Source organism: Microbacterium aurugineum (genome assembly GCF_023101205.1).
Classification (GTDB): Bacteria; Actinomycetota; Actinomycetes; order Actinomycetales; family Microbacteriaceae; genus Microbacterium; species Microbacterium aurugineum.
Window position 1 is genome coordinate 43256 of the sequence record NZ_CP078078.1, and the last position, 12864, is coordinate 56119.

The 12864-nt window shown below is 70.8% G+C and carries 11 protein-coding genes; 7 read left to right on the forward strand and 4 right to left on the reverse strand.

Going from position 1 to position 12864, the window contains the following annotated elements; translation table 11 throughout:
• Positions 1-7: 7 nt before the first annotated feature.
• The 7 genes from KV397_RS00215 (at position 8) to msrA (ending at position 7714) form a co-directional block, all read left to right on the forward strand.
• Positions 8-955: a dihydrodipicolinate synthase family protein gene (locus KV397_RS00215; RefSeq protein ID WP_261811878.1), complete on the forward strand. Its 948-nt coding sequence runs from the start codon at positions 8-10 to the stop codon at positions 953-955.
• The gene (locus KV397_RS00220) at positions 955-1890 is read left to right on the forward strand and encodes an ROK family protein (protein WP_261811879.1); all 936 of its coding nucleotides are present in this window, start codon (positions 955-957) and stop codon (positions 1888-1890) included. The genes KV397_RS00215 and KV397_RS00220 overlap by 1 nt, the downstream gene beginning before the upstream one ends.
• Complete coding sequence (locus KV397_RS00225; protein ID WP_261811880.1) at positions 1887-2573, forward strand: N-acetylmannosamine-6-phosphate 2-epimerase; 687 nt, start codon at positions 1887-1889, stop codon at positions 2571-2573. Before KV397_RS00220 ends, KV397_RS00225 begins: the two co-directional genes overlap by 4 nt.
• The gene (locus KV397_RS00230; RefSeq protein WP_261811881.1) at positions 2570-3490 is read left to right on the forward strand and encodes a DUF4862 family protein; all 921 of its coding nucleotides are present in this window, start codon (positions 2570-2572) and stop codon (positions 3488-3490) included. The genes KV397_RS00225 and KV397_RS00230 overlap by 4 nt, the downstream gene beginning before the upstream one ends.
• 121 nt (positions 3491-3611) lie before the next feature.
• Positions 3612-6557 (forward strand): exo-alpha-sialidase, encoded by a 2946-nt coding sequence (locus tag KV397_RS00235; protein ID WP_261811882.1) that lies wholly within the window; start codon positions 3612-3614, stop codon positions 6555-6557.
• 138 nt (positions 6558-6695) lie between these two features.
• A complete protein-coding gene (gene msrB / locus KV397_RS00240) occupies positions 6696-7172 on the forward strand; it encodes a peptide-methionine (R)-S-oxide reductase MsrB (protein WP_047522879.1) in 477 nt (158 codons plus the stop codon).
• Positions 7169-7714, forward strand: a complete 546-nt coding sequence (gene msrA / locus KV397_RS00245) for a peptide-methionine (S)-S-oxide reductase MsrA (RefSeq protein WP_047522878.1) — start codon at positions 7169-7171, stop codon at positions 7712-7714. The genes msrB and msrA overlap by 4 nt, the downstream gene beginning before the upstream one ends.
• A 156-nt stretch (positions 7715-7870) precedes the next feature.
• Here msrA and KV397_RS00250 read toward each other — a convergent pair whose 3' ends face one another.
• The 4 genes from KV397_RS00250 to KV397_RS00265 all read right to left on the reverse strand — a co-directional run bounded on the left by KV397_RS00250 (position 7871) and on the right by KV397_RS00265 (position 12862).
• Positions 7871-8671 (reverse strand): alpha/beta fold hydrolase, encoded by an 801-nt coding sequence (locus tag KV397_RS00250; RefSeq protein WP_261811883.1) that lies wholly within the window; start codon positions 8669-8671, stop codon positions 7871-7873.
• A gap of 151 nt (positions 8672-8822) precedes the next feature.
• Complete coding sequence (locus tag KV397_RS00255) at positions 8823-10289, reverse strand: catalase (RefSeq protein ID WP_047524506.1); 1467 nt, start codon at positions 10287-10289, stop codon at positions 8823-8825.
• Between the two features lie 66 nt (positions 10290-10355).
• Positions 10356-10775 (reverse strand): Fur family transcriptional regulator, encoded by a 420-nt coding sequence (locus tag KV397_RS00260; RefSeq protein ID WP_047524503.1) that lies wholly within the window; start codon positions 10773-10775, stop codon positions 10356-10358.
• A gap of 59 nt (positions 10776-10834) precedes the next feature.
• Positions 10835-12862: a hypothetical protein gene (locus KV397_RS00265; RefSeq protein WP_261811884.1), complete on the reverse strand. Its 2028-nt coding sequence runs from the start codon at positions 12860-12862 to the stop codon at positions 10835-10837.
• Positions 12863-12864: the final 2 nt, after the last annotated feature.

Genomic DNA, 12864 nt, shown 5'->3' on the forward strand with positions numbered 1-12864 from the left:
AACACACATGTCTGCCACCTCCTCCGCCCCTGTCTTCGCGGGCGTCGTCCCGCCTGTCGCCACCCCGCTGCTCGACGACGGGTCGATCGATCACGTCTCCCTCGCCCGCCTCGTCGACCGCCTCGTCTCCGAGGGGGTGTCCGGGCTCTTCGCCCTCGGCTCCACCGGTGAGACCGCGTACTTCACCGACGACCAGCGCGTCGAGCTGCTCCGCACGATCGTGTCCGTCAACGCCGACCGGGTTCCGGTGATCGCCGGCGCCATCGAGCTCACCGCGCCCCGCATCATCGAGACCGCTCGACGGCTGATCGATGCCGGTGCGCAGGCGATCGTCACGACGGCACCGCTGTACACCCTGAACTCGGCCACCGAGGTGGCCGACCATTTCCGGACCATCGCCGCCGCCATCGATGCCCCGCTGTGGGCCTACGACGTGCCCGTGCGCGTGCACTCCAAGCTCGGCATCGACCTGCTCGTGCAGCTCGGCACCGAAGGGGTCATCCACGGGGTGAAGGACTCTTCGGGTGACGACGTGTCGTTCCGGCGCCTGATCGCGGCGAACGACGCGGCGGGTCGACCGCTGCAGCTGCTCACCGGCCACGAGGTCGTCGTCGACGCCATGGCCCTGGCCGGCGCCGACGGTGTGGTCCCCGGACTCGCGAACGTGGAGGCTGTGGGATACGTCCGACTGTGGGAGGCCGCGAAGACGGGCGACTGGGTCACGGCTCGGACCGAGCAGGAGCGCATCAACCGGCTGTTCGACATCGTTTTCCAGCCGAAGGGGCTGTCGGGCGACGCGACCGGTGTCGGTGCGTTCAAGGCGGCGATGCACGCCCGCGGCATCATCGACCACGCCACGATGGCGAACACCGTGCAGGCGCTCGACGCCGACGCGGTGTCCCGGATCCGCGCCATCCTCGACGAGCTGCACCTGCTCCCCGTCGCCGTCGGCTGATGGAGGAGGTCGTCCTCGCCGTCGACATCGGCGGTACCAAGACGGCCGCAGCGCTCGCCGACCGCCACGACCGGTTGTTGCGGACCGAGGTGGCAGCGACCCCCGCACCCGAAGGACCGTCAGCCGTCGTGGCGACCGTCGTCGCGCTCGCCCGGCGGCTGCTCGCGGGGTCCGGGTTGCGTCTGTCCGGGGTCGGCATCGGCACGGCGGGCGTCGTCGACGTCGGGAGCGGCACGATCGTCTCCGCCACCGACACCTTCACCGACTGGCCGGGCACACCGCTCGCCGCACTCGTCCGCGCAGGGCTTCACGACCAGCTGATGCCGGACGCGCCCGTGGAAGTGCAGAACGACGTCGACGCGCACGCCCTGGGCGAGTATCGGCACGGCGCCGCAGCCGGGGCGCCGAGCGCGCTCGTCGTCGCGGTCGGCACCGGGGTCGGCGCAGGGCTCCTCGTGCGTGACAGGCAGATCCGCGGAGCCCATCACGTCGCGGGCGAGATCGCGCACCTTCCCGTGCCGGGCGCCGTGCACCTGCGCTGCCCGTGCGGACGCCACGGTCACCTCGAGGCGATCGGCTCCGGTATCGGGATGCACCGGCATTTCCTCTCGATCGGTGGCGACCCCGGCATCCCCGATGCGCGCGGCATCGCCATCGCGGTCACGGCGGGGGACCCCCTCGCCCGACGCGCCCTGGACGAGTCGGCCGCCGCCGTGGGGCGTGCTCTCGCAGGCGCGGCGACGCTGCTCGACCCCGAGCGCATCGTGGTCACCGGGGGTGTCCCGAACATCGGCGAGGACTGGTGGCGCCCGATGCGCGCCGCGTTCCACGCCGAGGCGATCGATGCGCTGCAGCGCACCCCCATCCTGCCGGGAACGCTCGGCGACGACGCGCCGCTGCGGGGAGCCGCGGCATCCGCCTGGAGGAACTCATGAGATTCACCGACACCCTCGAAAGACTGCGGGGCGGACTGATCGTCTCGTGCCAGGCCTACCCCGGCGAGGCCATGCGGGACCCCCGGACGATGGCGCAGGTCGCCGCGGCCGCCGTGGTCGGTGGGGCCGCCGGCATCCGCGTGCAGGGGATCGAGGACATCCGCGCGACCGCGCACCTCCCGGTCCCCGTCGTGGGGCTGTGGAAGGACGGCGACGCCGAGGTGTTCATCACTCCGACCCTCGTGCACGCGAAGGCCGTCGCCGACGCCGGTGCCGACATCGTCGCGCTCGACGGGACGCGCCGACGCCGCCCGGACGGGCTGACCCTCGCGGAGACGATCACCGGCCTCCGTGCGCACACCGATGCGCTGATCATGGCCGATTGCGGCTCCCTCGACGATGCGATCGCCGCCGAGGCCGCGGGCGCCGACCTCCTCGGCACCACCCTCTCGGGCTACACGGACGAGCGCCCGAAGAGCACGGGGCCGGACGTGGAGCTCATCGAGCTGGCCGCCGCCCGGTGCAGCCGTCCGATCGTCGCCGAGGGGCGTATCCACACTCCGGTGCAGGCCGCGGCCGCGATCAGCGCCGGGGCGTTCGCCGTGTGCGTCGGCACCGCGATCACCCATCCCTCGACGATCACGGCATGGTTCGCTGAGGCGGTCGGCGGAGCCCGCTCATGACCGCGCCGGTCCTCGTCAGCGCGTACCCCGCCTCTCCCGCGCACGAACGATGGGATCCGGCGCTCGAAGCCGAGCTGCTGCCCGCACTGTGCGCGCTGCCCGGGGTCGGCGGGCTCGAGGTGCCGTGGATGGGAGGCCTCCATCCGTACGACGACGCCTGGTTCCTCGCGAACGTGCCGGCGGTCGCGCTCGCCGTGACCCCGATCCCGTTCGTCATGAGGCGACTCGGGGACGATCCCCGGTACGGCCTCGCGTCGGTCGACGAGGACGGACGGGCGGCGGCGATCGCCGACCTGCAGGGTGTCGCCGCCGACGTCGCACGCATCAACGACGAGAGTGCCGCTTCCGTCGCGGTGGTCACGGTGCACACCGCTCCACGAGCGGCTGGAGCCGGGGAGCCCCTCGTGAGGTCTCTCCACGAGATCGCCGCGTTCGAGTGGTCGGGTGCCCGTCTGGTGGTCGAGCACTGCGACGCGTTCGTGCCCGGCCAGGTGCCGGAGAAGGGGTTCCTGACGCTCGACGAGGAGATCACCGCGATCCGTGCGGCCGAGGTGCCGATCGGACTGTGGCTCAACTGGGGGCGTTCCGCGATCGAGCTGCGCCATGCCGATGCCGTGACCGCGCAGATCGCGACGGCTGCGGCCTCCGGGCTCCTCACGGGTCTGGCGTTCTCGGGTGCGGCGCCGGTTCAGGGACCGTACGGGGCGGCGTGGGTCGATGCGCACCTGCCGATCGCTTCGACCCACCCCGAATCCGGTTCCCTCCTCGATGAGGCGCAGGTGCTCGAGGCGCTCACCGCCGCGGGTCACGTCGATTGGCTGGGGCTCAAGGTGGCCAGACGCCCCGAGGACGTCACCGCTGCGGATGCTCTGCGCACGGTCGCCCGGAACCTCGCGGTCGTGCGCGCCGCGGGCTGAGCGCCGGGCACTCCCGCATCCTCGCGAGATCGAGCTCTTGTCCGGCGGGAGGACCCTCGCTAGAGTGACTTGAAATCAGACATCAGACGTCTGATTTCCGCACGAACAGAAAGGTCTGTCCATGCACGTTCCTCCCACGCCCGCCCCCCGGAGTCGCCGTCGGCACTGGCTGCGATGCGGCACGATCGGGGCGCTGGTGCTCGCGCTGAGCCTCCCGGCCACGGCGGCCACGGCTGCGCCCGCACCCGGCTATCTGACCGACCCGAACTCCGCGCCCGGCGACTACCTCGAACTGAACCTCGGTGCCGACCGCACCGCGGCGAACTACTTCTACCGCATCCCCGCGCTCGCCCACCTCGGTGACGGTGTCGTCATCGCGGCATGGGACGCGCGGCCGGGGAGCGCGGCTGACGCCCCGAACCCGAACTCGATCATCCAGCGCCGCTCGACCGACAACGGTCGCACCTGGGGTCCGCTGCAGATCATCGCCGCGGGGAAGACGGGGAGCGACCGGTACGGATACTCCGACCCGAGCTACGTCGTCGACCGGGAGAGCGGTCGCGTCTTCGCGTTCTTCGTGCACTCCAAGGATCAGGGATTCCAGGGGAGCGCGTACGGAGACGACGATGCGAACCGGCAGATCATGGGCGCTGCGGTGATCCACTCCGACGACGGCGGAGCGACGTGGAGCGCGCCACGACTGATCACGGACGTCGTGAAGACCTCGAACGGCACGATGAGCGGCGGCGTCTACAGCCCGGTCGCCGGAGACGTGAAGGGAACGTTCGCCACCTCGGGTGAAGGGATCCAGCTGCGCTACGGCGAGCACGCCGGGCGTCTCCTCCAGCAGTACGCCGGCACGGTGCGCCAGGCCGATGGATCGACCGCGATCCAGGCGTACTCGGTGTACTCCGACGACGGCGGCGAGACCTGGGAGCGCGGCGAGTACATCGGCACCGGAATGGACGAGAACAAGGTCGTCGAGCTGTCCGACGGGCGTGTCATGCTCAACTCACGGGACAGTTCCAACGGGCGTCTGCGCAAAGTCGCGATCTCTACCGACGGGGGTCACAGCTACGGTCCGGTCATCCGCGACGCCGAGCTGCCCGACCCCACGAACAACGCCTCGATCACCCGTCTGCACCCGGAGGCCGCCGAAGGCACCGTCGATGCGAAGAAGCTGATCTTCACCAACGCCAACAACGGCGCCAACGGCAACCGCGTGAACGGAGCGGTGCGGCTCTCCTGCGACGACGGCGAGACCTGGCCCGGGCTGCGCACGCTCGAGACGGGGACCTTCGCCTACTCGAGCGCGACGGCGATCGACGAAGGCAGGGTGGGCGTGTTGTGGGAGGCGGGGTACACCGACACGATGCAGTTCTCGTCGTTCGACGAGGAGTGGATGAATGCGGTGTGCGCGCCGCTCTCGGTGCCGGCGATAGCACTCACCGCAGGCGTGGCCACCGCGGTCCCCGTCACGGTCACGAACCAGGAGGCGACGGCGCTCAGTGGGTCCGTCACCCTCCACACGCCGGCCGGATGGACGGCGACCACCGCGCAGATCGCGGATCTCGCACCCGGCGCGACCACCACCGTCGAGCTGCAGGTCACCGCACCGCAAGGGGCCGCCGGCGCTCAGCGCCTGCAGGCCGCTTTCGCGGCCGCGGACGGACGCCTGAGCCAGACGACCGCGACGTTCACGCTGCCGCAGACGTCGGTGCTCGGAGCGACCCTCACGATGACGAACACGTCGGCGGCGCGGAACGTCGTCACGAACCCGTACACCGCGGGGGAGCAGCTGAGCTTCCAGGTGCGGGTCGTGAGCACAGCGGGCATGACGACGGTCGTGACCCCAGCGGCGAACACCTTCACCACGGGCTTCGCCCCCACCGCCTGCCGGTGGCTGAGCCTGCCGGCCTACGACGCCTACAACTGCAACACTCCGCGGCGTACGCTCACTCAGGCCGATATCGACCGTGGCTGGTACACACCCGAGTTCGCCTTCACGGTGGCGCCGGTCGACGGCTCCGCCCCCGCGGTGACCGTGACCCACACGGGGGCTCCGGTGGTGCTCCGGGACGGGGTCCTGACCGCCACGATCACGGGGGCGCGGGCCGACGCCGGGCGCGACCTCGGGTCGAACCCCTACACGGTCGGCGAGCAGGTTCCCTACGCGTTCCGGGTCGACAACGGCAGCCCGATGACCGTGACCGTCGTTCCTGCGACCGGCGACTTCTCGCCGTTCCTCCCACCCGCGGCCGGGAACTGCCGCTACCGGAACCTGTCGCTCGGCGCGGGCTATGACTGCGGCACGGCACGTCACACCGTCACCCAGACCGACATCGACCGCGGCTTCTTCGTCGCCGACACGACCTGGACCGTCGAGGCGGCAGGGCAGACGACGACGCAGCTGACGGTGGCGGGGGGAGAAGTCGATGTGATCGCGCGCACCCCCGCGGTCTCCGGTCAGACCGCAGGCGAGTGGGCGGACGAGAACGGGAACGGGGTGGCGGACGCGTTCGACACCGTGACCTGGACCCGCACCGTCGAGAACACCGGCAACGTCGCGCTCGAAGCCGTGACGGCCGCCGGAGCCGACGTGGGTGCGCTCGCGCCCGGTGAAGCGGTGACCCTCGATCCGGTCGTGGTCCGGCTCACGACCGACGACGTGGCGCAGGGCTCGCTCGCGGCGGAGCCCTTCGAGGCGACGGCGGCGAACGGGGCCCGCACCGTGTCGACCTCGTCCGACGCCGGGACGCTGACTCTGCCCACCGCGGCGGCGTGGAGTGCGAAGAGCGTCTACACCGAGGGGGAGCTCGTTTCGCTCGACGGCCGCCTGTGGCAGGCGTCGTGGTGGACCCGCGACCAGCGCCCCGGCGATCCCGTCGGTCCCTGGCAGGAGCTCGCGTCGGACGAAGAGGGCGCGACGGTGTGGACGCCTTCCCGTGTCTTCACCGCAGGCGACGACGTGGTGCACGACGGCACGCGCTTCGAGGCGAAGTGGTGGACGCGCAACCAGCAGCCGCACGCGGCGGCGACCGGGGGTCCCTGGCAGAAGGTCGGCTGAGTCGGCACCGGACGGCATCGCTCCGACGAGCGGCCCGAAACTCACAGCCCGTTCCCAGGGCTGCGGGACCAAAACGGGCCGCTCGTCGGTTCTCCTCTATGACGCCGCAGCCAGCGACGTCGGACAAGGAGTCAGATCATGTCGAACGACTACGGCAAGACCCCCGAGGCCGTCAGCGGCCTCAGCCCCCTGCAGTACGAGGTGACCCAGCAGGACGCGACCGAGCCTCCGTTCCGCAACGCGTACTGGAACAACCACGACGACGGCATCTACGTCGACGTCGTCTCGGGCGAGCCTCTGTTCTCGTCCACCGACAAGTTCGACAGCGGCACCGGATGGCCGAGCTTCACCAAGCCGATCGATGCGGATGCGGTGACCACGCGGACCGACCGCTCGCTGTGGATGACGCGCACCGAGGCACGTTCGGCGGGCGCCGACAGCCACCTCGGGCACGTGTTCGACGACGGTCCCCGCGCCGAGGGCGGCCTGCGCTACTGCATGAACTCGGCGGCCTTGCGCTTCATCCCGGCTGACAGGCTGGAAGAGGAGGGGTACGGTCGCTACAGTCCCCTCTTCGCACACCCCACCACCGATTCTTCTGAGGAGCAGTCATGACCGACACCGGAACCATCACCCGCACGCCCGGGACCGAGACGGCCGTCCTCGCCGGCGGCTGCTTCTGGGGCATGGAAGACCTGATCCGCCGCCAGCCGGGAGTCCTCGACACCCGGGTCGGCTACACCGGCGGCTCGAACGACCATGCCACCTACCGCAACCACCCCGGTCACGCGGAGGCCGTGGAGATCGTGTTCGATCCGGCGAAGACGACGTACCGCGACATCCTCGCGTTCTTCTTCCAGATCCATGATCCGTCGACGCTGAACCGTCAGGGCAACGACATCGGGTCGAGCTACCGTTCCGCGATCTTCCCGCTCACCCCTGAGCAGGAGACGGTCGCACGCGACACGATCGCCGACGTCGACGCCTCGGGCCTGTGGCCGGCGAAGGCCGTCACCACGATCGAGCCCGCCGGTCCGTTCTGGCAGGCTGAGGAGGAGCACCAGGACTACCTGGTCAAGTACCCGAACGGATACACCTGCCACTTCCCGCGTGCGGGTTGGGTGCTGCCGAAGCGTGACGAGGCCGCCGCGGTCTGACGCGGACCTCCCCCGGGAGCTGCCCGCCGAGACCCCCGCACCGCGCCGAGACCCCCGCACCGCGCCGAGACCCCCGCACCGCGCCGAGACCCCCTCCTGCTGGCGCCAGCAGGAGGGGGTCTCGGCGGTGGAGGGGGGTTTCGGCGCTATGCCTCGCTATGCCTCGGCGAGGAACGCGACCGCCGCTTCCTTGAAGTCGCGCGAGCCGGGCGCGTTGAAGTGGTTCCGGTTCGGGATCTCGAAGAAACGCCCGTCGGGGGCCGCGGCGGCCAGAGCCCGGGACCCCTCGATGATCGCGTCCTTGGATCCGGTGGCGAAGAGGATCGGCCGGGTCGGAGCATCCGAAGGATCGGGGTCGATCATGCCCGAGGCCCGCATGCCCTCCGCGAGCGCGACCAGCGCCTGCAGGTCGTTGCCGGGAACCCTCTCGGTGAGCGTGATGTAGTTCTGCGTGGTCCGATCCGCGACGGGGGTGCCGTCCGCGATGTAGGCCCGCACCTGGTCGAGGTCGAGCCGGGCGAGGGGGATGCCGTCGGGCACGCCACCCAGCACGGCCCGTCCGATGCGGTGCGGAAGCTCACGGACGACCTCCCATCCCACGCGGGCTCCGAGCGAGTATCCGACGTAGAAGGCGTCGTCAACCAGGTACGTGTCCATCACGGTCTCGACGTCCGTGACGAGGGTGCGGATGCGGTACCCGTCGGGGTCATGCGGCTTCTCGCTGAGGCCGTGCCCGCGTTGGTCGAGTGCCAGTACGCGGTATCCGGCGCCCGTGAGCGCGCGCACCCACCCGGTGAGCACCCAGTTGTCGCGCGCGCTCGAGGCGAAGCCGTGCACGATCACCACGACGGGGGCATCGAGCTCCCCCCAGGTGTAGGTGGCCAGCCGTGTGCCGTCGAGGGCGTACACGTGCTGGGGGTCGGGCATGGAGGTCAGGTCGGAGAGCGGGACGGTCACGCCATCCATTCTGTCCCTCCCCTCTGTCCCTCGCCTCCGGCCGACGCCCCCTTTCACCGTCGAGGCCCCCTCCTGCACGCGTGTACAGGAGGGGGCCTCGACGAGCCGCTGGGGCCTCGACCCAAAAGGGAGGGGGAGGAGGGGGCGGGGGTCAGACCTGCGCGCGCAGCGCCTCACCCAGCCCCGCGTCGACGTTCGTCCAGTACTGGAAGAAGCGCTCGCGGATGCCGTCGACCGTGATCGAACGGCCCTGGCCGGTCAGTGTCTCCAGGAACCGGGCCCGCTGCACATCGTCGAACACCTCGCGGTAGAGCGTGCCGGCCTGGCCGAAGTCGTCGTCCTCGGCGTGCAGCGTCGCGGCGGAGCGGATCAGCTCGCCGTCGGACTCCCAGCTCGCCTCGACGCCTGCTGCCGGATCGGCCTCGGGCCCGCCGGCCGCACCGTAGGAGTTCGGCGTGTAGGTGCGGTGCTCGGCCGGGTTGAACCGGTACTGCATCTGGCCTTCGTGCATGTAGTTGCGCACCTCGGCCGCGTGCGGCTGGTTGACCGGCAGCTGGTTGTAGTTCGCGCCGATGCGGTGGCGCTGCGCGTCGGAGTACGAGAACACCCGTGCCATCAGCATCTTGTCGGGCGAGATCCCCGTGCCGGGCACCTGGTTTCCGGGCGAGAACGCGGCCTGCTCGATCTCGGCGAAGAAGTTCTGCGGGTTGCGGTTCAGCGTGAACGTGCCCACCTTGATGCGCGGGTAGTCCTTCTTCGACCAGGTCTTCGTGAGGTCGAACGGGTTGAACCGGTAGGCCTTGGCCTCGTCGTACGGCATGATCTGCACGTACACGTCCCACGAGGGGTGGTCGCCCCGGCTGATCGCATCGAAGAGGTCACGGCGGTAGTAGTCGGCGTCCGACCCGGCGAGCTTCTCGGCCTCGTCGGCCTCCATGGTCTCGAAGCCCAGGGTGGAGAGGAAGTGGTACTGCACCCAGAAGCGCTCTCCGGCCGCGTTCACCCACTGGTACGTGTGCGAGCCGTAACCGTTCATGTGCCGCCAGCTGCGCGGGAGGCCCCGGTCGCCCATGAGGTACGTGACCTGGTGGGCGGTCTCGGGCGAGAGGGTCCAGAAGTCCCACTGCATGTCGGCGTCGCGGAGGCCGGAGTCGCCCAGACGCTTCTGCGAGTGGATGAAGTCGGGGAACTTCATCGCGTCGCGCAGGAAGAACGTCGGGGTGTTGTTGCCGACGATGTCGAGGTTGCCCTCGGTCGAGTAGAAGCGCAGCGAGAAGCCGCGCACATCGCGCCAGGTGTCGGGGGAGCCCTGTTCACCGGCCACCGAGGAGAAGCGCAGGAGCGTCTCGCTCTCCGCTCCGGGCTGGAACACGGCTGCCCGGGTGTACGCCGACACGTCTTCCGTGACGACGAAGGTGCCGAAGGCGCCGCCGCCCTTGGCGTGCGGGTTGCGCTCCGGCACCCGCTCGCGGTTGAAGGAGGCGAGCTTCTCGACCAGATAGCGGTCGTGGAGGACCGTGGGACCGTCGGCCCCGACCGTCAGGGAGTGCGCGTCGCTGGCGACCGGTGTGCCGGTCTGCGTCGTGGTGGCGGGTTTCGGGGTGGCAGGGTTCGTCATGGTGTTCTCCTTCTGCGCGCTGGCGCGGCGAATGCTCCACCCGTTGAGGGGAGGATCGCCGGGGACCTACGCGGCGTTCTGGCAGCTGGGGCAGACGCCCCAGAAGGTGACTTCGGCTGTCTGGACGGTGAATCCCGCCGCGGAGGACGGGGTGAGACACGGCGCGTCGCCGACCACGCAGTCCACATCGCCGACCGCACCGCAAGAGGTGCAGACGACGTGGTGGTGGTTGTCGCCGATGCGCCGCTCATAGAGCGCCGCGGAACCTGCCGGTTCGATCCGACGGATGAGGCCCGCCGTCGTCAGGTCCGCGAGGATGTTGTGCACCGACTGGATCGACGTGGTCGGGAGCACGACGGAGACGGCGCGGTAGAGCCGCTCCGCATCCGTATGGGCCATGGAGTCGAGAGCTTCGAGAACGGCGACGCGGCCCGCGGTCGACCGTAGCCCGGCGCCGTGAAGCACCGAGTCGAATTCTGTCTCCATGTCCCCGAGCCTAGCGCTTCTTTTGAGTGATTCAAAAGAACGGCGTGTCGGAGCCCGATTCAGCGGGTGACGGTGAAGCCTCCGCCGTGAACACGCACCTTCCCGTGACCGGCCGCCGGTCCGCGCTGGCTGCCTTCGGCGTCGTAGGAGCGTCCGGAACCCGGGGCCAGGGGAGCGACCTGCTGCGTGCGACCGGTCGCCTCGGTGTAGAGCACGGCCGGGCGTCCGGTCGTCGAGTACACCGCGCTCGCCACCCGCGGCTGGATCAGAAGCGCGTCGAGCCGGACGTCGCCGCGACTCGTGCACCGCACGGTCACCGGAGCATCCGGCAGATCGCCGCCGAGTCGTTGCGGTACCAGCATCCCCTCCGCCTCGGTGAGCCCGGGGTCGCCGGTACCTCCGGCGGGTGTCCGTGTCGTCCAGAGGCGACGTCGACCGCGGAAGACCTCCCACACCGCCTCGCCTGCCTGCGCGGCCTGACGCCAGACGACACCGTGCAGGACGGCGTCGGCTTCCGTCACGTCGAACTCGACCCACTCGCCCTTCGGCAGGTGCACGAAGGATCCGCCGGACAGGTTCCCCTCGCCGATCCACGCGCCCGTCTCGGGGGTCACGACCACGGCGCCGGGCGACCGTCGCGCTGCCTCGGCCTCCAGCACCCGCAGCCCCGAGAACGAGGCGAGGCCGGTGATCGAGGTCGCGAGGTCGGCCACATCACGGTTGGCGTCGAGCAGGAGCATCGTGAGCAGCCCGTGGATCGTCGACTCAGCACCGGAGTTGCGATTCACCCGCCCGTCGGTCTCCACCCCGTCGAAGGTCACGCCCGTCGCCGGGTCGTACACCGGAACCCCCGCCGTGTTCGCGCCGAAGAACCACCCGGCGGCGAGACCCGCGAGCACGCGCAGCCCGTCGCCGCCGACGGCCGACGCTTGCAGAGCTCCCGCGACGCGGCCGTGGGCACCGTAGGCGATCTGGGCCTCGGCCGGCAGAGGTGCCCAGGCGTTGTGCGGACCCCCGCACGTGAGCACCTGCGGGGTGAAGCGCCCGGCATCCGCGATGGCGGCGGCGGACCACTCCCGCCGCCGGAGCAGCGCCCCGCCGCGGGCCAGCGCCTCGGGTGCCGCGGCACCCCAGGCGTGCCAGAACCCGAGCGAGCCGGTCCAGGGCAGGACCGCGCCGAAGGGCCAGCCCTTCGAGGGATCGGTGGCCATCGCGGCCACGCCTTCGCCGTAGGTCTGCAGCGCGGCGCGGCTGCGGGAGTCGCCGACCTCGGCCGCGGCGGCGAGGCCGAGCATGGCCTCGGCCGTCGCATCCGCGCCACCGGCGATCAGCCAGGCGGGCAGCCTGCGACCGTCGCTCTTCACCCATCGCCCCGCTCGGGAGAGCGACTCGCGGCGCAGCGCATCCAGGCACAGGTGCAACCGCTCGCGCAGGAACGCCGCGAACTCGGGATCCTCGCGACGGAAGGCCGCGTAGCCCTCGCCGAACGCCCAGACGCTGCGTGCCAGCCAGTAGGACTCGGCGGAGTCGGACGGATCGGGCAGCTCCACCGGGATCGCGCTCGGGGTCAGCGTGCCGTCCTCCTGCTGCCACAGGACCACGCGCCCGGCGTTCGGCCCCGATGTCGTCTGCAGGAACGCCAGAGAGCGGAGGACGTCCTTCGCCTCGTCGCGGCTCTGCGTGTCGCGCGTCGCCTTCCAGTCTCGGAGGAACACGATCGCCGCGCGCGCGATGTCGTCCGCGTTGTACGCTCCCTGCGACCAGTACCCCGTCGCCGCGTCGAGGGTGCCACCGCCGACCGGGCGGTACCCGCCTGCTCCATCGGTGTCCGCGTAGGTCCAGGGAGCGCGGACCGTCGGCTTCGCCTCGATGTCGAACGTGGTGTGCGTCGCGCTCGCCGTGACCGGGACCTCCGCGAGGAGGAATCGCAGGTGGGCGAGGTTCGTCAGCCTCCGCCGGTGCGGGCCCCCGAGCCGGACAGCCGAGTCGGGCGTCACGGAAGCGGCGACGGCCGACTCCGCGGGGACGAGAGCGAGGGCGGACGCCGTCGCCGCAAGGGTCAGGAACGTGCGTCGTGAGGTCTCCATGG

Bases quoted from the DNA above. Each gene is read 5' to 3' on its own strand.
- KV397_RS00215 (WP_261811878.1), top strand. From the start codon at position 8: ATGTCTGCCACCTCCTCCGCCCCTGTCTTCGCGGGCGTCGTCCCGCCT.
- KV397_RS00220 (WP_261811879.1), top strand. From the start codon at position 955: ATGGAGGAGGTCGTCCTCGCCGTCGACATCGGCGGTACCAAGACGGCC.
- KV397_RS00225 (WP_261811880.1), top strand. From the start codon at position 1,887: ATGAGATTCACCGACACCCTCGAAAGACTGCGGGGCGGACTGATCGTC.
- KV397_RS00230 (WP_261811881.1), top strand. From the start codon at position 2,570: ATGACCGCGCCGGTCCTCGTCAGCGCGTACCCCGCCTCTCCCGCGCAC.
- KV397_RS00235 (WP_261811882.1), top strand. From the start codon at position 3,612: ATGCACGTTCCTCCCACGCCCGCCCCCCGGAGTCGCCGTCGGCACTGG.
- msrB (WP_047522879.1), top strand. From the start codon at position 6,696: ATGTCGAACGACTACGGCAAGACCCCCGAGGCCGTCAGCGGCCTCAGC.
- msrA (WP_047522878.1), top strand. From the start codon at position 7,169: ATGACCGACACCGGAACCATCACCCGCACGCCCGGGACCGAGACGGCC.
- KV397_RS00255 (WP_047524506.1), bottom strand. From the start codon at position 10,289: ATGACGAACCCTGCCACCCCGAAACCCGCCACCACGACGCAGACCGGC.
- KV397_RS00260 (WP_047524503.1), bottom strand. From the start codon at position 10,775: ATGGAGACAGAATTCGACTCGGTGCTTCACGGCGCCGGGCTACGGTCG.
- KV397_RS00265 (WP_261811884.1), bottom strand. From the start codon at position 12,862: ATGGAGACCTCACGACGCACGTTCCTGACCCTTGCGGCGACGGCGTCC.